Genomic DNA, 26023 nt, shown 5'->3' on the forward strand with positions numbered 1-26023 from the left:
AAAGAATAGGAATAATGAAAAAATGGAAAACGTCGTATCAATCATTGATGTGAAAAATTATGTAGATCAAGAAATTACAATCGGTGCCTGGGTTGCCAATAAATCAGGAAAAGGAAAGATTGCCTTCTTACAATTAAGAGATGGTACAGCCTACTTCCAAGCAGTGGCTTTCAAACCTAACTTTATCGAAAAGTTTGGTGAAGAAGCGGGTCTTGAAAAATTTGATGTCATCAAACATTTATCTCAAGAAACATCTGTCAAAATTACAGGGATTGTCAAAGCAGATGATCGTAGTAAATTTGGGTATGAACTAGATATGACTGATATCGAAGTAATTGGTGAGTCAGTTGACTATCCGATTACACCCAAAGAACATGGGACTGATTTCCTGATGGATAATCGCCATCTTTGGTTACGTAGCCGCAAACAACATGCCATCATGTTAGTTAGAAATGAACTGATCCGTGCGACTTATGAGTTCTTTAATGATCGTGGCTTTATCAAGATTGATAGCCCCATCTTAACTGGTTCTGCGCCTGAAGGCACAACTGAATTATTTGAAACGGACTACTTTGGTCAACCCGCCTTCTTATCTCAAACTGGTCAACTCTATGCTGAAGCAGGGGCTATGGCTTTTGGTAAAGTCTTTACTTTCGGACCGACTTTCCGTGCAGAAAAATCTAAAACACGTCGTCATTTGACTGAGTTTTGGATGATTGAACCTGAAATGGCCTTCACAACGCATGAAGCATCTCTTGAAGTGCAAGAAGCTTATGTTAAACATCTCATTAAATCTGTCATTGACAATCAAACCTATGCCTTAAATGAGTTAGAACGTGATATTTCAGTACTTGAAAAGTACGTGAACACACCATTTAAAAAGATTACTTATGATGATGCAGTGAGTTTGTTACAAGACAATCAAGCTGATAATGACTATGAAGAGATTACATGGGGAGATGATTTTGGCTCACCTCATGAGACCTGGATTTCAAATCATTTTGGCTTACCAACTTTTATCATTAACTATCCTAAAGCAATCAAAGCCTTTTATATGAAACCACATCCAACACGTGATGACGTGGTTATCTGTGCTGATTTACTAGCGCCAGAAGGTTATGGCGAAATCATCGGTGGGTCTGAACGTGCGACTGATTATGAATATCTCAAGACTAAATTAGTCGAATTCGGCCTATCAGAGGAAGAGTATGCTTGGTACCTTGATTTGAGAAGATACGGCAGCGTGCCTCACTCAGGCTTTGGTCTAGGACTAGAGCGTGCTGTGACATGGATTACAGGAAATGAACATATCAGAGAAGCAATCCCATTCCCACGTCTTTTGCATAGATTGAAACCTTAATCAGATAGGGAGCGTTATGAAAAAAATATTAGCCATCTCATTTTTCATTCTGTTAGCAGCTCTAGCTAGTGTGCTGATTTTTCAGGTTGTTGCGAGTAAAACTGGTCAGTCGGTCAATCGTCCCATCAAACTCAGTAGTCAGACGACTAATAAAGTGGTGACAAAAAGGAGCGACACAAGCAAAAAAGACCCCACATCACCAGCCTTAGCACCTGAAGACAAGCAAAAAACTGAGCCTAAGTGGACGAAATCTGATACACCGATCAAGTTTCCAATCTTGATGTATCATCATATCGCAGATGTCGTCAACGGTAATACCCTATTTGTACCTGCTAATGAGTTTAAGATGGAGATGACGGCGCTTAAAAAGGCTGGCTACTATACATTGAGCCCAGACGAAGCCTACCGTGTCTTGACAACAAATGAAAAACCAGCAGACAAAATAGTCTGGGTGACCTTTGATGATGGCTACAAAAATGCCCAGTCAACAGCAGTGCCGATTTTGACTGAGCTTGGTATGAAGGGCAGCTTTTTCATCATTACTGGCATGGTCGGTAACGAGGATAAGATGGCTGATAGCGGCTTATTAGCGATTAAGTCGAATCCGCTCATGTCACTTGGTAGTCATACGGTCAATCATCCAGATTTACAATATGCGACGCATGAGACAGCGACCAAAGAGTTGACGGACTCTAAAGCATACTTAGATAAGCTGTTACAGCAGGATACTTCTGTGATTTGCTACCCATCTGGCCGTTATAACGCTCAGACACCTGCAATCGCTACAGCTGCTGGCTATAAACTTGGCTTGACAACACACCATGGTTTAGCAAGTAGCGCTGATGGGTTATTGTCACTTAATCGCGTGCGTGTGGCCTTTGGTCAAACGGAAACGAGCTTTATGACCTTAATTGACAATCAGTAAGGTAGCAGTAGCTGAATAGGTATCACAGTAATTGCTAGACGTCGCGTGACTTGTTTAGGACATGAGCTGTGGCAATAAGAAGGAGAATAGATATGACGATTAAAACAATTGTAACAGATAAAGCACCAGGTGCTATCGGCCCTTATGTACAAGGTAACATAGCAGGAGATTTCTTGTTTGCATCTGGTCAAATTCCCTTGGACCCCGCAACCGGTGAGATTGTCGGTAAAACAATCACAGAGCAAACAAATCAAGTGATGAAAAATATCAGTGGCCTACTTGCCGCGGCAGAAACAGACTTTGCACATGTGGTTAAAACAACTTGTTTCTTAAGTGACATGGAAAATTTTGTGCCATTTAATACAGCTTATGCCAAGGCTTTTGGCACCTCATTTCCAGCACGTTCAGCTGTCGAAGTGGCACGTCTACCTAAGGATGTGTTAGTAGAAGTTGAAATTGTTGCTTATTTAGGTAAATAAAAAAACGTCCTCGGACGTTTTTTTGATGATCTGAATCAGCACTAGTGTAGTCATTTGATCAACTTGACCAAAATACGCTTGACTGGTGCATATAAAAGGACGACTAGTATAATTGTCCCGATGCCATTAACAGCAGTAGCTAATAGTGAGGTAAAGGAGATGGCAATGGCTGGTTGAAACGAGACGCCCGTAACTAGCGCCCTAATCAACCCGTTTATAAAATCGGTCAATAGTTTGACACCCACGCCAGATGAGACGGCAAGGGTGATAATCCAGAGTTTATCAGAAAAACGGGGGTAAAATTGTCTGTAGACTAGCTGAATTGCTAAGGCGACTAGGACATTTCCGATAAAGACAATCGGCATCTCCACGGCATAGCCGTTCATGACATCAAACATGGCAAGCCCAATCGCACCTGCAAACGTCCCGTAACCAATACCGAGATAGAGTGCGGCTAAGGCAACCACTGCATTACCAACATGGAAAAAAGGTGCACCAATCGGTGCAAAGATACTGACATGTAGGGACTGGATTGAGACATAGGCTAGTGCGGCGAAAAGGGCAGCTAAAATGACCTGCTTTGTTTTATTCTGTGTTAAGACGTAGGTTGGTGCTATGGGCGCTGTTTTTTTATGTGTCATATCTGTACTTTCTTTTTAAGTTAAGCGATTGCCATTATCGCGGTAGGCACCATGCCAGATATGCCCAAGGTAGGCATTAAATGGGGCACCTGCCATAATCGCTTGGTGGACAAATGCCTTAGCCGTTTTTACAGCGTCAAAAGTGGTGTGACCATTTGCTAGACCAGCTGTTATAGCCGCTGCAAAGGTACACCCTGCACCGTGGTTATTATCTGTATGGATGATAGGACTTCTTAAATAATCAAAGGCCTTTCCATCATAATAGACATCCAGAGCTTCACGGTCATCAAAGCGTCTCCCCCCTTTAATGACAACATATTTGGCACCAAATTCATGGATAATTTTTGCGGCATGCTCGATCTCACTGAGACTGCTTAAGTCACCAAGACCGGATAAGATGCCGGCTTCTATCAGGTTGGGTGTGGTGATATCAGCGATGGGCAGGAGCTGTGTGCGTATCGTCTCCGCATTTTCAGAAAGTAAGATACCAGCAGTTCCTTTACAGGCAAGGACTGGATCAATCACGATGTTTTTTGGTTGATAGTGATCAAGCAGCTCTCTCACAACTGAAATCGTTCTGATATCTCCTAACATCCCAGTTTTAAGCGCAGCAGGATTACCAGCTGAAAAAATGGTCTCGAGTTGTTTTTTGACAATAGCCGGTTCAATCGTATCGATATCGTGTGACCAATTGCGCGTGATATCCATCGTGACGATAGAGGTGATGGCACTCATACCAAAGGTGCCAAATTCTTGAAAGGTCTTTAAATCGGCCTGTAATCCCGCGCCACCTGTTGCATCACTTCCAGCAATGGTAAGTGTTTTTTTCATTCTATATGCCTCTTTTCTTTAACCGAACGACTTGTCTATGAAGCTTGTAATCTATTCTAGCATTTGCTATAGTAAATAAAAGAGCCAATTGGATTGTTTTATCACCATCCAATTGTAAAGAGGAGAGGCAAATGGATTGGCAGATTATCAAGGAAGACAAGATACCCCTTTATCAAGTGATCATGAAATATATCATGCAACAGCTTCAATCTGGACAATTATTGCCAGGTGAGAAACTACCATCTGAACGGCGACTTGCAGACCTGATTGGTGTCAATCGTTCAACCATTGTCCGTGTCATGACCGAGTTAGAAGCAAAAGGAATTGTTAAGCGTAAACAAGGTAGTGGGACAATCATTAATGATGGAAAATGGGGGATGCTAAATGAGCCTGTCGTCAGTTGGCATCAGTTGATACAAGCAGATCAATCCGATCCACAGCAGGTATTCATGGCACGCCTGCAAGCAAAATTACAAGATGCGCTTGTCATTGATGCCTATACAGGCGAGCTGCCAATTGATTTGGTACCAGCATTTGAGCTACCCAAAACCAATTGGCGTGACTTTATCGAGGCAGACAAGAAACAAGATGCATTTGGCTATGTCCCCTTACGACAGGCGATTTCAGACATGGTCCAAGCAGATTATCAGATGTCGCTACCAATTGAGCAGATGATGATTACCTCTGGTGGGCATCAGGCGATTTTTCTGATCATCCAAACCTTATTAACGAGTGGGGATGCGATTGGTATTTGCATGCCTTCCTTTTTATATGCCTTACCCTTATTTCAGACAGCAGGGATTCGCTTATTTGGCATTGAAATGGACAGTGAGGGCATGTGCGTATCAAGTCTGGAAGATGAAATTTTAAAGCATCGGATTAAGCTGGTTATCCTCAATCCAACCTTTCAAAACCCAACTGGCAGCACCATGTCCTTGGCCAGACGTCAGGCAATCGTCAAGCTATGTAGGAGCTATCAGATTCCCATTATCGAAGATGACGCCTTTGGCCTTCTGCACTTTGATCAGAAAAATATCCTCCCACCGCTTAAGCAATTAGACCCACAAAATGTCATCTATATCGGCTCCCTATCCAAATTTTTGGGCTCAACAACGAAAATTGGTTGGATTTCTGCACCTCTTGCGGTCTTAGATAAACTATCTACTGCACGTCAAGATTTAGACTTGACCCTAAGTATTTTTCCGCAAGTCCTTGCAAAAGATGCGCTTTCTGATGCGAGTTTTCCAGATAAAATAAAGGGATTACGTCAGAAAATAAGAGATCGACAAGCTTATTTCTTTGAAAAAATAGGGGATAGCCTTACTTGTCGTAGACCCTTGGGTGGCTTTTATGTATGGGTGAGCTTAAGTCCGGAAAAAAACTTGGCTGAGCAATTAGATCAGTTAATGGCAGCAGGTGTTTTATGCTTACCCAGCTTTATTTTTGGGGACAAAACACCTGCCATTCGATTAAATATTGCGAGATTGACTTTCTCTGAAATTGATTATTTAGCTGAGACCTTACGTCAGATAATCGTATGAGAAACAAGTGGTGATATCAGACAAAACAAAGTCAAATTTATGATAAAGACCTGTGTAAATGGTATAATTGAAACAGTTGAATAAAAGTCATTCAGAAAAAAAGATGAGCGAAAGAGGCAAAATTGGCACAGGAAAATATTGTAATACACGGCGCTCGCGCCCATAATCTTAAAAATATAGATGTTACCATCCCGAGAGATAAATTGGTGGTCATGACGGGGCTCTCAGGCTCTGGAAAATCGTCACTTGCATTTGACACCCTTTATGCAGAAGGACAACGCCGCTATGTGGAAAGTCTATCAGCCTATGCGCGTCAGTTTCTAGGCAATATGGATAAACCAGATGTTGATAGTATCGATGGCTTGTCACCTGCTATTTCGATTGACCAAAAGACGACCTCTAAAAATCCTCGGTCTACCGTTGGTACAGTGACAGAAATTCATGATTATCTGCGCCTCCTCTATGCCCGAGTTGGCACACCTTTTTGTATCAATGGTCACGGTAAAATCACGGCACAATCTGTCGAAGAAATTGTCGATAGTGTACTTGGCCTACCCGAAAAGCAACGCCTACAAATCTTAGCACCAATCGTCCGAGCAAAAAAAGGCCAGCATAAGAAGATTTTTGAGAAAATCCAAAAAGATGGCTATGTCCGTGTCCGGGTAGATGGAGACGTCTATGATGTATCTGATGCACCGGAGCTTGATAAAAATAAAAAGCATGATATTGACGTCGTCATCGATAGGATTGTCCTAAAAGATGGGATTCGTGGTAGGCTCTTTGACTCTGTTGAAGCTGCTCTTCGTCAAGGTGATGGCTATGTCAAGATTGATACAATGGATGGCAATGAGTTACTCTTTAGTGAGTATTATGCCTGCCCAATCTGTGGCTTTTCTGTTCCCGAACTTGAACCACGCTTGTTCTCATTTAATGCACCGCAAGGGGCCTGTTCTGACTGTGATGGTCTGGGCATGCGACTAGAAGTTGACCTTGACTTAGTAGTTCCTGACGGCAGTAAGACAATTCGTGAAGGTGCAGTAGTTCCTTGGTATTCTGGGACATCGACTTACTATCCCGCTATTTTAGAGCAAGCAATGACTGCATTTGGTGTTGATCTAGATACGCCATTTGACAGCTTATCTGAAGCAGATAAAACGCTGATTTTTGATGGATCTGGCGACCGACTGTTTCATTTTTACCACGAGGGTGACTTTGGCTTGCGTGATCTAGATATGGCCTTTGTTGGTGTCATCCCAAATATTTTCAGACGATATGAAACAGGGTCTGATGGGACGAAGACACAAATGCGTGCCTATATGAACGAGTTGCCTTGTCAAACGTGTCATGGTAAACGGTTAAATGGTCAAGCTCTATCAGTTAAAATGAATGGCGAAGCAGGCTATGATATCGCTGATTTGTCAGCTTTACCAATCGGTGAACATCTGGCCTTGATTCAGTCGTTGACCTTAACGGAAAATGAAGAGATGATTGCACGACCGATTATTAAGGAAGTAGGCGATCGCCTGAGCTTCTTGAAAAATGTCGGTTTAGACTATCTGACCTTGTCGCGTAATTCAGGTACCTTGTCAGGTGGTGAGAGTCAGCGTATTCGCTTAGCGACACAAATCGGGTCTAACTTGTCAGGTGTCCTCTACATCTTGGATGAGCCGTCTATCGGCCTTCACCAACGAGATAATGACCGTTTGATCGAATCCCTGAAAAAAATGCGGGATTTAGGCAATACCCTGATTGTTGTCGAGCATGATGAAGACACGATGATGGCAGCTGATTATCTGATTGACATCGGCCCTGGTGCTGGTGATTTAGGTGGCGAAATTATTGCAGCGGGTACACCAAAACAAGTCGCTAAAAACAGAAAATCGATCACTGGTCAATACCTATCAGGTAAGAAGAAAATCCCAGTACCGACGAGTCGCAGACCAGTAGATGCAGAAAAAAATGTCAAGATTACAGGTGCATCTGAAAATAATTTGCAAAATTTGACTGTTGATTTTCCTTTAGGTATCATGACAGCCGTTACAGGCGTATCGGGATCTGGTAAGTCAACTTTGGTCAATAGCATTCTTAAAAAAGCACTTGCTCAGAAACTCAATCGCAATAGTGAGAAACCTGGTAAATACAAGTCAATTTCTGGGTATGAAGGCATTGAACGCCTGATAGATATTGATCAGAGTCCGATTGGTCGAACACCACGTTCCAATCCAGCAACCTATACCACAGTTTTTGATGATATTCGGGATTTGTTTGCCAATACCAATGAAGCTAAAATTCGTGGTTATAAAAAAGGTCGATTCTCTTTTAATGTCAAGGGTGGCAGATGTGAGGCCTGTTCTGGTGATGGGATTATCAAAATCGAGATGCATTTCTTACCAGATGTCTATGTACCTTGTGAAGTGTGTCGTGGCAGACGCTATAATTCGGAAACACTGGAAGTTCACTATAAAGAAAAGAATATCTCAGAAGTGCTAGAGATGCGTGTCTCAGATGCGGTTAATTACTTTAAGCATATTCCAAAAATTGAGCGCAAACTTCAGACGATCGTTGATGTTGGCCTAGGCTATGTCACACTAGGTCAGCCAGCGACGACACTTTCAGGTGGCGAGGCACAACGGATGAAACTGGCCAGTGAACTCCAAAAACGCTCAACTGGTAAGTCGTTCTATATCTTGGATGAGCCAACAACGGGCTTACATACTGAGGACATCGCAACCTTGCTAGGCGTTTTAAATCGTCTTGTTGAACAAGGCAATACGATTGTTGTCATCGAGCATAATTTAGATGTTATCAAAACAGCAGACCATATTATTGATTTGGGTCCAGAAGGCGGTATCGGCGGTGGTACGATATTGGCTGTTGGGACACCTGAAGCAGTTGCTCAAGTAGCTGATTCTTATACAGGTAGCTATTTAAAAGAAAAATTGAATTAATGAACAAAACAAGACCACTAAATAGAATCTATCCTTAAAAAAAATAGTTTTGCCAACTTTTTGGTGTAAAACCACTAAAATAGGTAAACTAGCGGTAAAAATAGGTCTCTATAATAAATCATGTGGGAAGTAATTCCTTCATTTTTTTTGTAGAAAAAAATATGAAATCTACTAAAAATGTCTTATTAAACAACACATTTAGGAGACATGCAGAAGTGTAAAAAATAAACTTTCTAAAAAGTTTATTTTTTATTTGCCTCTAAACAAAACACGTGGTATAATTAAATTATTAGTTTGATGATTATTTTTAAAAATAATCAAATTTTATAATTATTTAGGTTGTAACTATATTATAAAAGAATAGAGGAATAAATATGAGTTATTAAAAATTATCAGATAGCGAGTTAAGTGAGATTTTAGGTGGGCGATGAAAACTATGAGGTAACTCATGAAAGAAAAAATGGTAAAAGATTTTTTTAAAGATGTAAACCCTATGTATATAATAATATTAATTATGGTTGGCTTTTCAATAGGTGATTTTTTAAACACTTTAGTTGAAAAAAAAATTGATAGTTTTATTTTACATACGATTGTTGGCGGGTTATCTTTATATGTTACATTAATGTTAAGTATTTATATATACAATATAATAAAAGAGAAAAATATAAATTAAATGAAATTACTGATGAAGCATTAATCACAGTTATTGGTGGTACGATCTTGGCTGTTGGCACACCTGAAGCAGTTGCTCAAGTGGCTGATTCTTATACAGGTAGCTATTTAAAAGAAAAATTGAATTAATTGTTGATAGTCGATAAGAGTAATGTAAATAGCCTTTTACATTGCTTTTTATTTTGCTTGAATTCGGTAAATTAGCGAGACAAATTTGTTGATTTTCTCTTTAAAACATGCATAAAAGTGGTAGAATTAAGCTATATCATTTTTTAGACTAGTCATCTACCCAGAAAAAAAGTCAGGTTTAAACTGATGTTTTAGGTAAAAACTAGCAAGTACAGTGCAAGATAAGTGTGTCTTAAATGAGCTATTTGTGTTGAAAAATAAAAATATTCGGTGATTATATCTGATCACTACTTACGATGACGATTAAACAAAAGAAAGAGGTTAACATGCGCAAAACAATGGACGGGAATATGGCAGCAGCACACGTCGCTTATGCGTTCACCGAAGTTGCATCTATCTATCCAATTACCCCGTCAAGTCCTATGGCTGAATATACGGATGAGTGGCAGGCAAATGGTCGAAAAAATATCTGGGGAGATACCGTCTCTATCAGTGAGATGCAATCTGAAGCTGGAGCTGCGGGAGCGATTCATGGTGCGCTCAAAGCGGGTGCCTTAGCAACGACTTATACTGCCTCGCAAGGGCTTTTACTGATGTTACCAAACATGTATAAAATCGCTGGCGAACTTTTACCTAGTGTGATTCATGTCGCAGCGCGTGCCGTCTCTACTAATGCCTTAAATATCTTTGGGGACCAATCAGATGTCATGACTGCTAGAGCGACTGGTTATGTCATGTTAGCAGAGTCTTCAGTTCAAGAAGTCATGGATTTATCTGCTGTGGCCCACCTTGCGACGATAGAAGCATCTGTGCCATTTATGAACTTTTTTGATGGCTTTAGAACGTCTCATGAACTGCAAAAAATAGAGGTCCTAGACTATGCTGATTTAGGGCCAATGATTAACCAAGAAAAACTGCAAGACTTTCGAGATCGGGCCATGAATCCTGATCATCCGACTGTTTCAGGCACGAATCAAAATGCAGATATTCACTTTCAACAACGTGAAACGACAAATAGTTACTATGAAAAAGTCCCAGCCATCGTTCAAAAATATATGGGTAAAATCAATGCGCTACGTGGCACTGACTATGATTTGGTCAATTATTATGGCGCAGCAGATGCGAGTGAAGTCATCGTCTCTATCGGATCAGTCGGTGAAACAATCGAGCAAACTGTTGACCATTTAAACGCGCAAGGCCGCAAAGTTGGCTTCTTAAATATTCACTTATATCGCCCATTTCCTAGCCAAAATTTCCTGGACAAGTTACCTAAAACCGCGACAAAAATCGCTGTACTGGATCGGACTAAAGAACCTGGTGCTGATGGAGAACCGCTTTATCTAGATGTGAAATCTGTGCTTTTTGACCAAGCAAGGGAGTTGACAGTAATTGGTGGGCGCTACGGTATCGGCTCTAAAGACACGACACCAAACCAGATTGTATCAGTTTTTGATGAGTTGTTTAAGCCAACACCTAAAAAACAATTTACGATTGGGATTAGGGATGATGTGACCAATCTGTCACTTGATCCTGGTCACTCGCTTGATTTAACACCAAGTTCAACTTTCCAAGCTAAATTCTGGGGATTTGGTTCTGATGGCACAGTTGGTGCCAATAAATCTGCCATCAAAATTATTGGGAATCATACTGAAAAATACGTACAAGGTGCCTTCTCCTATGATTCTAAAAAATCTGGCGGGCTGACAGTGAGTCATCTGCGGTTTGGCGATACACCAATCAAATCAACCTATATGATTCAACATGCTGACTTTGTTAGTCTTTCTACCGCAAGTTATGTCCACCAGTATGATGTGCTTAAAGGCTTGAAAAAAGGTGGCACTTTCTTATTAAATACAGTCTGGACTGATGAGCAACTCGGTCATCATCTACCAAGTCGGGTGAAACGCTATATTGCGGAAAATGACATTCAGTTTTACACGATGAATGCTGTAGAAATAGCAGGTAAAGCAGGGCTTGGTCGTAGGATCAACACAGCCATGCAAGTAGGCTTCTTTAAGTTATCAGAAATTATGCCATTTGACGATGTATTTAGTATTCTGAAAAAGGATGCGCATGATAGTTATGCCAGAAAATCGATGAAAATCGTTGAGCAAAACTGGCAGGCCATGGACTTGGCAGTTGATGGCTTGCATCAAGTGCTTGTGCCAGAGGATTGGGCGACGGCCAAGGATCCAGAAGCTGTAAAAGTGGACGGGAAACCGACGACTAAATATGTGTTTGAGATCGTTAACAATGTCAATGCCCAGGAAGGCGATAGTCTATCAGTTGGTGATTTGATGGCAAATGAGATGACAGATGGTCGGATGCCTCTGGGAACAACAGCCTATGAAAAACGCGGGGTTGCCCTAGAAGTCCCTATTTGGGATGTGGACAAATGTACCATGTGTAATGAGTGTAGTTTTGTCTGCCCACATGCAGCCATTCGCCCCTTCCTTTTAGACGAAGACGAAATGAATGAAGCACCAGAAGGTTACCTTGTTAAAGATTACAGGGGTGCTGATGGGCTTATGTACCGGATTCAGGTCTCTGTTGAGGACTGTACAGGATGTGGTCTTTGTGTAGAAGCGTGTCCAGCAAAAGGTAAGGCGCTAGAGATGAAACCCTACGAAGAAGTCAGGGCTGAGGCAGCAAACTGGGCCTTCTCTATGACCTTGAAGACCAAGGCCAATCCTGCCAAAGCGAATTCGGTCATCGGTTCACAGTTTAATACCCCATTACTTGAGTTTTCAGGTGCTTGTGCTGGCTGTGGTGAAACACCTTATGTCAAGCTATTAACACAGATGTTTGGTGATCGGATGATGATTGCAAATGCGACAGGCTGTTCGTCTATCTGGGGAGGCGCTGCACCAGTTAGCCCTTATACGACAAATGATGCAGGACAAGGTCCAGCCTGGTCAAACTCACTACTAGAAGATAATGCAGAGTTTGGCTATGGTATGTGGCTAGCGTCTCAAGCACGCCGTAATAAGTTAGCCAAAGAGTTGACGTCCTTGTTGTCTGAAACATTAGTGCCTGCAGAAATAGCAGCCTTGATCCAAGACTGGATCGACCATAAAGATTTGTCTGATGGCACACGTCAACGTGCTGAAAAGCTCAAGCATGTGCTATCAGAACTTGGTCCTGAGTTCGATAGCATTCGCGCACGACAAGACCAATTTGTTAAACCGACACAGTGGATGATTGGTGGCGATGGTTGGGCCTATGATATTGGATTTGGTGGGATCGACCATGTCATCGCAAGTGGCGCAGATGTTAATATGCTTGTCATGGATAATGAAGTCTATGCTAACACTGGTGGACAAGTCTCTAAAGGGACACCCCGATCAGCGATTGAAAAATTCTCAGCTGCAGGTAAAACAGCTGCTAAGAAAGACCTAGGCTTCATGGCCATGACCTATGGTAATGTTTATGTCGCACAAATCGCATCTGGTGCCAATAAGATGCAAACAATCAAAGCATTTGAAGAAGCAGAACGTCATAATGGCCCCTCTATTATCATCGCCTATACACCCTGTATTTCACATGGATTGCGTGGCGGTATGTCTGAGACCTTACGCGAGGCTAAGGAAGCAGTCGAGTCAGGTTATTGGCAACTCTATCGTTATAACCCTAACTTGGAAGAGTTGGGTAAAAATCCATTAACACTTGACTATAAAAAACCAGATTTTGATAAGATGACTGACTTTATGACCCAACAGGTCCGATTTGCTAGTCTAAAACGGATTAAACCTGATGCTGCACAAGCCTTGTTTGATAAGACAACAGCTGATGCACGTCGGAAATTTGTCCGCTATGCCAGAATTTCTGGAGATTTAGACAAATTTTTAGCCAAAGAAGCCAAGGCTAAAGGTGAGCAGGTCGTTGAGGTTGGGGCTATCACGGCAGAACGACCTAAACGAGAAAAAGATCCTCAGGCAGAGGCACGTCGTGCTGCCAGACGTGCAGAACGTGCCGCAAAACGTGAGGTGAAATAAATAAGCTATAAAAAACATTGGTAACAGTGATGATGTACACCAATGTTTTTTTGATTTGCTAAGGATGTTTACCCGCTTGTAAGCATCTGATTTTAGGCTAAACAGATAGGTCTAGATAGGTATCCTTAGAAAATTATCAGTATTCTCTCCTGATAAAAAATGGTAAAAATGGTAGAATAAAAATATGAATGATTTCAATCAGATTTTTAATTTACAGTATTGGCAGGAAATAATTCAATTAAATTTAACCCCTTGGCGACTATTTATCGCTGTTGCGGATATTTCCTTGATTACTTTCTTAATTTATAAGGCCTTAAGGAGTGTCCAAGGCACTAAAATGATGACATTAGTGCGTGGTGTCCTCTTATTTATCATGCTTAAAGTTGTCAGCGGTTGGCTAGGGTTAGGGACTTTCGAGTGGCTACTCAATCAAGTTGTTACCTATGGGGTGATTGCTGCAGTCATCATCTTTCAACCTGAGATTCGTCGTGGTCTTGAGAGTCTTGGCCGGACGACTAATTTACTTAATTTAGGGTCGTCAGAGCGTAATGTAAAGCGGACTAGCTATATTAAGGCTTATGAAAAAGCATTTTATTATATGAGCGAGCGCAAAATTGGTGCTTTGATTGTAATTGAACAATCACAAACATTAGAAGAATTTGTATCGACAGGTATTAAACTGGATGCAGATATCTCAGCGGAGCTCTTGATTAATATTTTTATTCCGAATACACCGCTCCATGATGGGGCAGTGATTGTTCAAGGCGATAAAATTGCTGTGACATCAGCCTATCTTCCCTTAACAGAAGATGGCAAAATTTCTAAAGAATTTGGGACGCGACATCGTGCTGCTATCGGTATATCAGAGGTTTCTGATGCCATCACCTTGATCGTTTCCGAAGAGACAGGTGGTATGTCAATTACAGAAAATGGTGAGTTCTATTCAGACTTATCAAAAAGTGAGTTTCATGATTTTCTGATTAAGCATCTAGAGGATACGGCCACATCTAAAAAAACAACGAGCCTTCTGACTAAATTACTTGCAAAGAGAGGTAAGGTAAATGAAAAATAAAGATTTTTTGTCCTCTAAAGTCATTTATATTTTAATCAGTATATTCTTTGCGATTATTTTATTTTTTAATGCGAATACCGTCTTATTAAAAAATTCAAGTGATCGTAACAATACATCAGAAACACATTCTACAACAATTTATGATATGCCGATTGACTTGAAATATGACAATGATCGCTACTTTGTCTCAGGTTACGACGGCACTGCAAATGTTTATCTAACGTCCTATAATCAGGTTCGGTTGACAGCTGAAAAAACGCCAGATACAAGAAGTTTTCACCTGGTAGCGGACTTGACTAAAGCCAAAGAAGGGACAGCTGAGGTACCGATTCGAGTTGTTGAGTTGGCAACAGGCGTTAATGCGCAGGTTGACCCAGGTAATATCTCAGTTACCATAGAGAAAAAAGCAAGTAAAACATTCGATGTTACACCGGTTGTTTCGGAGAAACAATTACCAGAAGGCTATAAATTAACAGGAATCAGTACGGATAAGAAAACGGTTAAAGTCACTTCTGGTGCCTCTATTATCACACAAATTGCTAGAGTCGAAGCCGTATTGCCTAGTGATGTCATGCTGAATAATGATTTTTCGGGGAAAGTCTATTTAAGAGCAGTAGATAGTTCAGGTAAGGTTTTACCAACTAAGTTATCGCCAACTTTTGTGAAGATGCAAGTTGATGTTGGGTTACCAAATAAGACGGTACCTGTTGTTGGTCAAATTACAGGTAAAAAAGATAGTTCAATAAAAGACTACGCCTTCAAACTAGCAAAAGATACTGTAACCATTTCAGGTGAGCAAAAATATATTGATAATATTTCAAGTATCACTGCTAACATCGATGTGACTGATATTACGAAAGAAACCGTGATTAAGGTACCACTTTCTGCAGACAATATAACGACCTCACCAAATCAAATTGAGGTAACAGTGACACCAACTAAAAAATAAGTTATAATAGATTAAATGAAGAAAAAATTAGATAACTGATTTTATGGCTGGTAAGGGAGTAAAACCAGTACTTGAAATTTAGGGCTATAGAGAAACTAGTGCAGCTCATTTGCACTAATTTTCTTGTGTCATGCTAATTAACAAACAATTGAAAAGAGATAATAATGGGTAAGTATTTTGGAACTGATGGTGTTCGTGGAGAAGCAAATGTTGACTTAACACCAGAAATGGCTTTTAAACTTGGTCGCTTTGGTGGGTATGTGCTGTCTCAGCATGAGATTGAGACACCAAAAGTATATGTCGCAAGAGATACAAGGATTTCTGGACAGATGTTGGGCACTTCTTTGATTTCAGGGCTTTTAAGTGTTGGTATAGAAGTATTTGACTTAGGCGTTATTGCGACACCTGGTGTTGCTTATCTCGTGAAAAAAGATTCAGTTTCTGCTGGTGTTATGATTTCTGCCAGCCACAATCCTGCTTTAGATAATGGCATTAAATTTTTTGGGGGAGACGGCTTTAAATTGGCAGATAGCCAAGAGCTTGAAATTGAAGCCTTGCTTGATGCTGAAATAGATACACTACCTCGACCTTCTGCTCAAGGCTTAGGTGTCTTGCATGATTATGCTGAGGCTGTTCGAAAGTATGATGAGTTTCTAAAAAATACTGCCGACGGTAGTTTTGAGGGCTTTAAAATTACCTTAGACACGGCTAATGGGGCAACTTATACGAGTGCAAGAACTGTTTTTAGTGATTTATCCGCAGACATCCATGTGATTGGGGAAACACCTGATGGCTTAAATATTAATTTAGGTGTTGGCTCAACTCACCCAGAAAACCTTGCTAAAGAAGTACTTGCAACGCATTCAGATTTAGGCTTAGCTTTTGATGGCGATGGCGATCGCTTAATCGCGGTAGATGAAACGGGTGCCATTGTTGATGGTGATAAAATCATGTTTATCATCGGTAAATATTTACAAGATAAGGGATTGTTGACAAAAGACACTGTCGTTACAACCGTCATGTCTAATTTAGGCTTCCACAAGGCATTAGAAACAGCTAACATCAATACGGTGATTACTGGCGTTGGTGATCGTTATGTTGTTGAAGAAATGAAGCAAAATGGCTATAATTTTGGTGGCGAACAATCAGGCCATATTATCTATCTGGATAATAATACAACTGGAGATGGTCAAGCATCAGCGATTTTATTGGTTAAAGTGATGCGTGAAACGGGTAAAAAATTATCTGAATTAGCCAGTGAAGTTAAGATTTACCCACAAAAATTAGTCAATGTTCGTGTCGAAAATAGCATGAAAGCTAAGGCCATGGAAGTACCAGCTATCGCTGCTGTCATTGGGGAAATGGAAGAGAAGATGGCCGGAAATGGCCGGATTCTCGTTCGCCCAAGCGGTACAGAACCACTCTTACGTGTGATGGCTGAAGCACCGACTGACGATGAAGTGAATCACTATGTTGACACTATCGTAGCCGTCGTGACTGACGAAATCGGTATAGATTAACTCGCAAGCAACCGATGCTTTGCGCAATATATAAAACCGCACGATATAGGTCTCTTAGAGGCCTATATCGTGCGGTTTTATGCTATCAAATTTTTTAAGGTTGTAGCGGTTCAGTTTGACGTTTTGTTAATTGGATTTCAGGATCCTTACCAATCATTAAGGGGACGACTTCGTAAGTTGTATCGCTAAATTCAAGTCCAAACCATTTATCAGGTGTCGTGGTAAAGCGTTTGATAAAGAGTTTAGCTTGCATGATTTGTCTATCAAATTTAGACATGTCTAGGTGATTTGACAGCCTTTCTTGAATGAGCACATACTGGAAGTCACCGATGTTACGACCTGGTTTGATCGAATATTTTTGATACTGGGCTTGTAAATCACCATCAGCAATGAGTGATTTTACGATATGATTGATATAAATATTAATATCTTGTTTCACTCGGAAGCCTAAATAGAGTTTTATGATGACAATAAAATCAGTATCCATCATGTCAACCGTATATTCTTTGGTGTAGGGTTCATCTGTCACTTCAATATTAACAAACCAATAGACGGAAGCTTTTTTAGGGTGTTTATCTAAAATAGAATAGATGATGCCTTCTTCAATCCGATCTCCCTTCATATGGGTTGTCAGATAGACCAAGTTTGTTTGATATAAGTCATAGTTGCGATCATATTTTAATTGTCTAATTTGCTCGACATAATCAGTCAAATCTAAGGTTTTCAACATATTTTCTTGAATGATATTGCCTTTTTCCCAGATATACATGACACTCAATATGGCGATGGCAATTAAAATGGCAATATAACCACCATTGAAAAATTTAGCTAGACTTGACATGAAAAAGATCGTTTCAATCGTTAAGAATAAGAGAATGGTGATGTTGGAAACGATTCTGTTCCAACGATTTATCTTTAAGAAATAATGCAATAAAATGGTGGTCATCAGCATAGTAACCGTGATGGCTAGACCGTAAGCTGATTCCATTTTGTGACTGGTTTTAAAAATGAGCACGACTAAACTGGTTAGTATCCACAATAAGGCATTCACTAAGGGAAGATACATCTGCCCACGTGTATTACCAGGGTAGAGAATTTTTAATTTAGGGAGTAGACGGAGTTTCATCGCTTCTGAAACGAGCGTGAATGCGCCAGTAATCAGCGCTTGTGAGGCGATGATTGCAGCAACACTGGCAAAAATAACGCCAACTAGCATTAAGCTATCTGGAATCATATTGAAAAAGGGATTGAAATCATCCATTAAGTGATAGTTTGGTAATTCCTTGGCTCTTAATAGGAAGGCTGCTTGTCCAAAGTAGCTGAGTAATAAGCTGATTTTGATATAAGGCCAGCTGGCATAGATATTATACTTGCCAACATGTCCTAAATCGGAATATAAGGCTTCTGCCCCTGTTGTAGCCAAAAATACACTACCTAAGATTAATAAGCCAGCCTTATTGTCAGCGCTAAATAGGACATGAAAGGCGTAATAAGGATTAATGGCACGAAGCACGTTCAAATTAGACATCATATTGGCAAGGCCGATAAGGCCGATAAACGTAAACCATAGGAACATGATTGGGCCAAATACTTTACCGATTTTATCTGTGCCAAAACGCTGTATGAAAAATAGTAGGGTAATGATTGCTAAAGTGATGACCACGATGACAGTTTGACTGTTACCGAATACCGATGTAAAGGCGGGGATTTCTTTTAGACCTTCTATAGCGGTCGTCACGGTCATGGCTGGCGTTAGGACCCCATCAGCAAGTAATGCTGCACCCCCAATCATCGCCACGATCGTCAGAAACTTAGCTTGCTTACGGACTAGGGTAAAGAGCGAAAAAATACCACCTTCACCATGATTATCTGCTTGCAAGGCGATAAGGACATACTTAAAAGTTGTTAATAGAGTGAGGGTCCAAAGAATGAGTGAAACCGATCCGATTAAGAAAGACTCTGAAATATTATGTAGCCCACCCTGCCCACTGACGATTGATTTCATAACGTATAGTGGACTCGTACCAATATCGCCATAAACAATTCCTGTCGCAACTAGCACACCGCCGAGTGTTGCTTTTGATTTGAGATTTCCTTTAGACATGTTTTCCTCCAAATTTTTTGCTAGTAAAAAACCAAGAAAATCAAGCCTGAAATAGACCTATCCTCTTGGTCTGGCAAATTAAGAATGAACCAGTATGCTGTGAGGCATACGGGTAAATGTTGATTCATTCCAGTCAAAAAAAGACTGCTGCTACTCCCCATAAACTAACAAAGTATGCTAATTCTAGCATATGTTAGCGAATTTAGCAATATAGAATGTTAAGTTTAAGAAAGTCTGTCAATGTATCAATAAATATGAGACAATCGTCACACCTATCACATTCAGTAGTAGAAAAACTATCGTCATCTCTTGCTGATTTTTTAAAACAATCAAAAAAAGTAATGCCTATCAGAATAAAACGTGATAGACATTACTTTTTTGATATTGCTAGGTAAAGCTTAAGTTACAGTTAAAGCCTGATTAGTGATAGAAGAATCGGATGAGAATACCACCCATGATGAGGACGATTGCGCCACATAGCCGGTTGGCCATCTGTGCAAAAGCAATCATTTCCATACGATCAGATGCAGATAAAACTGCGATATTACCTGTACCACCCATGGAGTTGTTGATCATACCAGCGCCGATTGCAGTCTCGACGGGATACATACCGAGGGCTAGACCTAGGAACCAGCTGGTAAGCCCCATTGCGATGACACTTGTCAAACAAAGGACGACAAATTGCCAAGTAAAAGCAGAAGCAAGTGTTTTTAAGTCAATCAAAGCCAACCCGATACCAGCTAATACAGCATGGGTCAGATTTGTCATGATGACTTGATTGAACATGACCACAGCATCTTCTAATTTTTTAGGTACGGTATCAGTTGCTTTGATGATGAAGACGATAATAATCATGAAAGCATATTCATGTACTTTTGGAAAAAAGTTATTGAGGATATTACCAACCATGAGAAGAGAGAAGGAGAACAAGAGTCCGACACCAATTTGTTGGGCATCTAAAATGATTTTTGGTTTAGCTAATTCTTCCTTAGTTGCTGTAATCAATGTACCATGGCCATTGTATTTCGTTTTGGCAAACACTTTTGAGATAGATAATGCGCCGATGATGGCGATAATATTCCCAAAAGTAACTGCTGGTGCTAATTGAGAAAAAATAGCAGTTTGATTGCCATGAAATAGACCAGATGCGTAGATTTGAGAGAGCGGGGTAATACCTGCGCCCATACCACCAGCCATCATCGGCATTGATACATACATAACAGAGTGTGCAAAGCCTTTGCCAAGTAACATACCCATGAAACCTACTGCGAAGAAGCCAACGACCATCGTGACCAAAGCAACGGGGATAAATTTAGTTGATGCTTTGATCAAAAGTTTGCGATTCATCCCTAAAATAGACCCACAGATAAGCGCTGCGATATAGAAGTCCAGAAAGCCGAATTGGCCGCCCATGAATTTACCAACAGCACCAATAACATGTGTCGGAATCAAGTGGAAAGTAGACAGAAGTGTTGCCCCTATCAGGGTAAATACAGAACCTCCACCAAGGTAGGCATTCATAATAGGTAGCTTCTCACCAATATAGTAGAGGAGATGCCCTAGGGCAACTAAAAGTAAAGTGATCCCAACCATGTTGAGTGGGAGTTTGCCTAGTGCGATGACGACTGCAAGGACAATCATAACGAAGGCATAGAGTGGGAGGCTAATCCCAGAAATCTTGATTGATTTTAACTTTTTCATTTTTGTTTAAGTCCTCTTAGTATTCTGGATACCATTTGAGGTTTTTCACTGCTTTTGACATATCTGTTTCTTTAGCTTGTGCTAGACCTTGTGATTTGGCCATGTTGGCAACTGCTTCGGCAACTTTGATAGAGACATCAGCAACATATTGGAATGGTGGCAGAACGGGTGCACCAGCTTGTGTTAAGTCAACAAGACCGCTTAGAGAATGTGCTGCAGCACCGATCATTTCATCAGTTAAAAGTGAGGCTTCTGATGCAAGCATACCAAGTCCCAATCCTGGATAGATTAGGGCGTTATTAGCTTGTCCGATTTGGTAGTCAACCCCTTTGTAAGTGATGGTGTCTGAAGGGACACCAGTTGCGACAAAGGCTTTACCGTCAGACCATTCGATCACTTGTTGCGCTGTTGCTTCTAGTTTTTTGGTTGGATTTGAAATTGGGAAGATAATAGGACGTGCTGTATTCGCGCACATAGCTTCAACGACTTCTTTAGTGAAGGCACCTGGATCAGTAGAGGTCCCAACTAGGATGGTTGGTTTGACAGTTTTGATAATTGTCAGTAAATCTGTCATCTCAGCAGCATTCGCAAAGTCACTTCGTTTTTTAGCAAATGGTTTTTGAGCTGGTGTTAAGTCAGTCATATCATCAAATAATAGCCCTTGTTTATCGACCATAAAGAAGCGTTTGTAGGCTTCTTCCTCAGAAAGCCCTTCGCTGACCATTTCTGCATGAACACGATTTGAAATCCCTGCTCCAGCAGACCCACCACCATAGCAAAGGTAGACTTGATCAGTTAACTTTTCACCTGTGATATCAAGTGAACCGAAGATACCACCTAGGACAACAATTCCTGTTCCTTGGATATCATCGTTGAAAGTTGGGATGACATTTTTATATTTGTTCAAAATAGTCGCAGCGTTTGAACGACCGAAGTCTTCCCAGTGTAAATATAATTTAGGGAACATATCCTCAGCTGTGTTAACGAATTGATCAATGAAGGCATAGTAGTCATCACCATATTGACGTTCTTGATGATTACCTAAGTACAAGGGATCATTCAAGAGTTCTTGTCTCGTTGTTCCAGCATCAATAACAATCGGTAAAACACATTCAGGATCAATCCCAGCGGCAGCAGTATAAATCATCAGTTTACCGACAGAAATATCAACACCTTGTGTTCCCCAGTCGCCAATACCCAGAATCCCTTCAGCATCAGTGACAACGATTAGGCGAATTTTTCTATCTCCAGCAGCATTTTCAAGTGTTTCTTTAATATTTTCTGGATGGTTGATATCAAGGTAGGCAGCATATTGTGTATCCACAAATAGATGGCTGTAGTTTTCAATCGTATCAGCAATCGTTGGATCATATACGATTGGATTAAATTCAACGATATGTTGATTAAATAAATAATAGAATAAAGTCCGGTTTGTGTTAAAAATTTCCATTAAGAAATGACGTTTTTCTAGATCATTAGGTTTCGTCAAATACTGTTGGTAAGTTTGTTCAGCTTGTTGGTCAATTGTTTGAACATAAGGGGGTAAAATACCAACTAAACCAAGTGATTTTCTTTCGGTCTCTGTAAAGGCTGTCCCTTTATTTAAGAAAGGGTTGTTTAAAATTTCATGTGCACGCATTTGTACATCCTCCAATTAATATAATGTTGTAAAACTCATTTACAAGATTCATTCTATAACTTATAAGTTATTATAGTCAACTCAACTAGATATGATAAGATTTAAGAATAACAAAATGTGCAAAGTATGATAGAATAATGAAAAGGAGTGATGGAAGATGAATTTACGAGATTTTGACTTTTTTAATGCTTTAGCTGAGTTACTGTCATTTACGCAGGTTGCCAAGCAGTTTAATGTGAGTCAGCCGACAGTTAGTCATGCCATGAAACGCTTAGAATGTCATTATAACTGTGATTTAATACAAAAAGATCCCTCACATCGTTTTGTTGTATTGACGCAAGAAGGGGAGATTTTAAAATCACATATTAGTCATATACTAGATGAATTTACGGTAGTAGAAAGTGCCATAGAGCATGCTAAGCAACATAAAATCTATGTCGGTTTTCCGCCTATTATTCGGGCTAGATTACTGTCAAGCTTACTGGAAGTGCCAGGGACTGTTGACTTAATCTCAAAATTTGACTTGGTTTCAGGTGGCTCGAAGTCACTACTTACAAAACTATTATCAGGCCAACTAGACTTTAGTCTAATAGGCAGTATTATCCCCTTGACGCATCCTAATCTAACGGTCAACCTCTTATATCAGCGTGAGTTTTATATTTTTGTCGCTAAGGATAATCCATTAGCCCAAAAGACAGAGGTGACATTTGAAGAGACACTGGACTATCCATACATTTTACTTGAGGATGGCTTTGTCCATACCAAGGCGTTTCAAAATCTGAGTGATAAATATAGAAAAAAAGCGCAAGTCTTATTCCGATTTTCAGATGTGCACACGATTGGGCAGATGGTGACGGCCAATGCTGGTATTACCTTAATGACCGATTTTTTGCCCTTCCAAGATATGGCAGGAGTCGTTAAACTCCCACTCGTGGTAGATGATAAAGTGCTATTCTACGTTCAATATGCCTATTTAAGACATGCGGTACTAGCTGATGAGTTAGTAGCATTTGTCGATATGCTAGATAAACTGTCTAAAGCAGATGGTTTGAAGTGATGGTTTATATGGCATAATTGCGTCATCTCGTTTTATGGTGTTAATCTTTTCGTATTGCTATCATGTAAGATATTTAAAAATCCCGTCTAACCTTTAAAGGTAGATGGGATTTTCGTCAGTGAAAATAGCTTCTCAATCGGTTAATGCTACTTATTTAAGCGAACATCGGGTGGTTGACAAGCTAAGGCACAGCCTAAGATTAACCCGACTAAGATACCTAAGCTAATATCAATTTTCTGTGGGAATAAATCTGGCTGTTGCTTGATCAAACAAACATAGATACTAATCAACAGATAAAGGGACATTAGACTGAACCAGATGAGGTGTAACAGGTGTTTACCTCTTACTTTGCAGTTAAGCGATATAAATAGGGGCACTAAATAAGCAACTAGAAAAAAGTAAACTGAAGGGAAAAGTAGATTAAAGAATAAATAGGTTCGAATGACCTGTGGATTACGATCAGCATAATTAAGCTCGATGAACCTGATTAAGATTAAACTGACGATTGCACAGATAGGAAAAAAATGATAGCAAGAGACACGTCTTATCTGCATGTTAGAACACCTCCTTTTATCATAAGTTTATCATGAATAGCAAGTGTTGTAAACGCTTACTCACTAAGTGATGTGTGACTAAGAAATCATAAAAGAAAGACGCCTAGGTTATCCAAACCTAGGCGTCTTAAGGAGTTGTTATGAAAAATTTTAGGGATACGTTTATTATAATGAATAAAGCTTAAAATAATATTAAACGAGCATAGTATTGAGAAAAGAAACTACCTTGACTATCAGTCATTTTCTGATAATCAAAGTAGTAGATGGACTAATCATATAAAATAGCGGGCTTGTGCTTGACAAATATCCTGTAAGGGTTTACAATAACAATGTAAGTTTGTTCGATATACGAACTTTCTTGATTGACATAATTTAGATAAGTACTTTGTAGTAAGAAAGGGAAAAAGATGGCGTATGTACTGGGAATTGATTTGGGGACAAGCTCTCTAAAAGGCATATTAATTAATGAACAGGGTGAAGTTGTTGCAGAATCTAGCTATGACTACCCCATTTCCACACCAAAAATTGGCTATAGTGAACAAGATCCGAATCTTTGGATTGGTGCGGTAAAAAAAGTAATTGTCGATCTGGTTGGTCTCCAACCCGCTATGAAAACGGACCTAAAAGGGATTAGTTTTTCAGGTCAAATGCATAGTTTAGTCGTTTTAGATGAACAGAAGCAAGTCATTAGGCCAGCCATACTTTGGAATGATGTCAGAACAAGTAAACAGTGTCAAACGATCACTGAAAAAGCTGGAGATTTACTTCTTGACTTAACAAAAAATAGGGCGCTTGAGGGATTTACGCTACCGAAAATGCTCTGGATTCAAGAAAACGAACCCGAAAATTGGGATCGGGTACACTATATGATGTTGCCAAAAGACTACTTGAGCTTTTGTTTGACAGATATATTTGTAACGGATTTTTCAGATGCTGCTGGAACTTTGTTGCTTGATGTCTCTAAAAAAGAATGGGCGATTCCAATTTTAGACCTATTTGATATTCCAGTTGAAAGACTGCCGAAATTATTAGCATCACAAGATAAAGTAGGCAACTTAACAAAAGAAATGAAAGCATTTTTTGGCTTTGAAGTTGATGTACCAGTTTTCGCAGGTGGTGCTGATAATGCCTGTGCTGCTTTAGGTGCAGGCATTATCAAGGACGGTGCAGGTATGTGCTCAATCGGGACAAGTGGTGTATTTTTATCATTTGAAAAAGACGCTAGTGTAGATTATCAAGGCAAACTTCATCTGTTCAACCATGCATCAAAAAATGACTATTATTCAATGGGTGTCACTTTGGCTGCCGGTAACAGTTTAGATTGGTTTAAGAGAACATTTGCTAAAGATAAAACTTATTCAGAATTGCTACAAGGTATTTCTGAGATACATCCGGGTTCAGATGGTCTGCTTTTTACGCCTTACATTGTAGGTGAACGTACACCACATGTTGATAGCCAAATTCGTGGGTCATTTATTGGGATTGATACGCATCATACCTTAACACATTTTTCTAGAGCTGTACTTGAGGGGATTACATTTTCACTCAAAGATTCCCAAGTGATGATGGAAGAGATAGCAGGTCGAAAATTTGACCAAATCGTGTCTGTTGGTGGTGGTGCAAAGAATGCTGACTGGCTACAGATGCAAGCAGATATCTTTAATACAACAATCCTAAATTTGACAGTTGAACAAGGGCCAGGTCTAGGTGCTGCGATACTAGCTGCCATCGGTGCGGGTTGGTTTGAAAGTGCAGCAGAGGCTGCTGAAGTTTTTGTGCATTACAAAGATGAAGTGAAGCCAATTGCTGAAAATGTAGCAGCTTATACAGCAGTTTATAAAATATATAGACAAATCTATCAGGCAACACAAGCAATCAGTCATGATTTACTGGCCTTAAAATAAGC

The 26023-nt window shown here is 40.1% G+C and carries 18 protein-coding genes; 12 read left to right on the forward strand and 6 right to left on the reverse strand.

What is annotated here, in order from left to right; genetic code table 11:
* The first annotated feature begins 22 nt into the window (after nt 1–22).
* The 3 genes from asnS to RU86_RS00485 all read left to right on the forward strand — a co-directional run bounded on the left by asnS (nt 23) and on the right by RU86_RS00485 (nt 2764).
* The gene (gene asnS, locus RU86_RS00475) at nt 23–1360 is read left to right on the forward strand and encodes an asparagine--tRNA ligase (RefSeq protein ID WP_047915075.1); all 1338 of its coding nucleotides are present in this window, start codon (nt 23–25) and stop codon (nt 1358–1360) included.
* A gap of 16 nt (nt 1361–1376) precedes the next feature.
* Nucleotides 1377–2285: a polysaccharide deacetylase family protein gene (locus RU86_RS00480; RefSeq protein WP_096813523.1), complete on the forward strand. Its 909-nt coding sequence runs from the start codon at nt 1377–1379 to the stop codon at nt 2283–2285.
* A gap of 92 nt (nt 2286–2377) precedes the next feature.
* Nucleotides 2378–2764 (forward strand): RidA family protein, encoded by a 387-nt coding sequence (locus tag RU86_RS00485; RefSeq protein WP_096813524.1) that lies wholly within the window; start codon nt 2378–2380, stop codon nt 2762–2764.
* 50 nt (nt 2765–2814) lie between these two features.
* On the opposite strand, the gene RU86_RS00490 is transcribed toward RU86_RS00485, so the two are convergent.
* The gene (locus RU86_RS00490) at nt 2815–3405 is read right to left on the reverse strand and encodes an ECF transporter S component (protein WP_096813525.1); all 591 of its coding nucleotides are present in this window, start codon (nt 3403–3405) and stop codon (nt 2815–2817) included.
* 15 nt (nt 3406–3420) lie between these two features.
* On the reverse strand, nt 3421–4236 hold the full coding sequence (thiD, locus tag RU86_RS00495) for a bifunctional hydroxymethylpyrimidine kinase/phosphomethylpyrimidine kinase (protein WP_096813526.1): 816 nt from the start codon (nt 4234–4236) through the stop codon (nt 3421–3423).
* Nucleotides 4237–4367: 131 nt separating this feature from the next.
* On the opposite strand from thiD, the gene RU86_RS00500 reads away from it, so the two are divergent.
* From RU86_RS00500 to glmM, 7 genes are all read left to right on the forward strand, one after another.
* Entirely contained in the window at nt 4368–5777 is a 1410-nt protein-coding gene (locus RU86_RS00500) for an aminotransferase-like domain-containing protein (RefSeq protein WP_096813527.1), read from the forward strand.
* Between the two features lie 122 nt (nt 5778–5899).
* Complete coding sequence (gene uvrA, locus RU86_RS00505; RefSeq protein ID WP_096813528.1) at nt 5900–8725, forward strand: excinuclease ABC subunit UvrA; 2826 nt, start codon at nt 5900–5902, stop codon at nt 8723–8725.
* Between the two features lie 448 nt (nt 8726–9173).
* Entirely contained in the window at nt 9174–9398 is a 225-nt protein-coding gene (locus RU86_RS00510) for a hypothetical protein (protein ID WP_096813529.1), read from the forward strand.
* Between the two features lie 454 nt (nt 9399–9852).
* Nucleotides 9853–13521, forward strand: coding sequence for a pyruvate:ferredoxin (flavodoxin) oxidoreductase (nifJ, locus tag RU86_RS00515; RefSeq protein WP_096813530.1), 3669 nt, complete (start codon nt 9853–9855; stop codon nt 13519–13521).
* Nucleotides 13522–13705: 184 nt separating this feature from the next.
* On the forward strand, nt 13706–14593 hold the full coding sequence (gene cdaA, locus RU86_RS00520) for a diadenylate cyclase CdaA (RefSeq protein ID WP_079505368.1): 888 nt from the start codon (nt 13706–13708) through the stop codon (nt 14591–14593).
* The gene (locus tag RU86_RS00525; protein WP_096813531.1) at nt 14583–15542 is read left to right on the forward strand and encodes a CdaR family protein; all 960 of its coding nucleotides are present in this window, start codon (nt 14583–14585) and stop codon (nt 15540–15542) included. The genes cdaA and RU86_RS00525 overlap by 11 nt, the downstream gene beginning before the upstream one ends.
* Before the next feature lie 164 nt (nt 15543–15706).
* Nucleotides 15707–17062, forward strand: coding sequence for a phosphoglucosamine mutase (gene glmM, locus RU86_RS00530; protein WP_096813532.1), 1356 nt, complete (start codon nt 15707–15709; stop codon nt 17060–17062).
* 94 nt (nt 17063–17156) lie between these two features.
* Here glmM and RU86_RS00535 read toward each other — a convergent pair whose 3' ends face one another.
* The 3 genes from RU86_RS00535 to RU86_RS00545 form a co-directional block, all read right to left on the reverse strand.
* Nucleotides 17157–19166, reverse strand: a complete 2010-nt coding sequence (locus tag RU86_RS00535; protein WP_096813533.1) for a KUP/HAK/KT family potassium transporter — start codon at nt 19164–19166, stop codon at nt 17157–17159.
* 420 nt (nt 19167–19586) lie between these two features.
* Nucleotides 19587–20867: a 2-hydroxycarboxylate transporter family protein gene (locus RU86_RS00540; protein WP_096813534.1), complete on the reverse strand. Its 1281-nt coding sequence runs from the start codon at nt 20865–20867 to the stop codon at nt 19587–19589.
* Between the two features lie 16 nt (nt 20868–20883).
* A complete protein-coding gene (locus RU86_RS00545) occupies nt 20884–22506 on the reverse strand; it encodes a malolactic enzyme (protein ID WP_096813535.1) in 1623 nt (540 codons plus the stop codon).
* Between the two features lie 157 nt (nt 22507–22663).
* Here RU86_RS00545 and RU86_RS00550 point away from each other — a divergent pair, with 157 nt between their 5' ends.
* A complete protein-coding gene (locus RU86_RS00550) occupies nt 22664–23563 on the forward strand; it encodes a LysR family transcriptional regulator (RefSeq protein WP_096813536.1) in 900 nt (299 codons plus the stop codon).
* A gap of 146 nt (nt 23564–23709) precedes the next feature.
* On the opposite strand, the gene RU86_RS00555 is transcribed toward RU86_RS00550, so the two are convergent.
* On the reverse strand, nt 23710–24117 hold the full coding sequence (locus tag RU86_RS00555) for a hypothetical protein (RefSeq protein WP_096813537.1): 408 nt from the start codon (nt 24115–24117) through the stop codon (nt 23710–23712).
* A gap of 407 nt (nt 24118–24524) precedes the next feature.
* Here RU86_RS00555 and xylB point away from each other — a divergent pair, with 407 nt between their 5' ends.
* Nucleotides 24525–26021: a xylulokinase gene (gene xylB / locus RU86_RS00560; RefSeq protein WP_096813538.1), complete on the forward strand. Its 1497-nt coding sequence runs from the start codon at nt 24525–24527 to the stop codon at nt 26019–26021.
* The last annotated feature ends 2 nt before the right edge of the window (nt 26022–26023 follow it).

The sequence above is a fragment of the Pseudolactococcus piscium genome (assembly GCF_002441695.1).
In the GTDB taxonomy this organism is placed as follows: Bacteria; Bacillota; Bacilli; order Lactobacillales; family Streptococcaceae; genus Pseudolactococcus; species Pseudolactococcus piscium.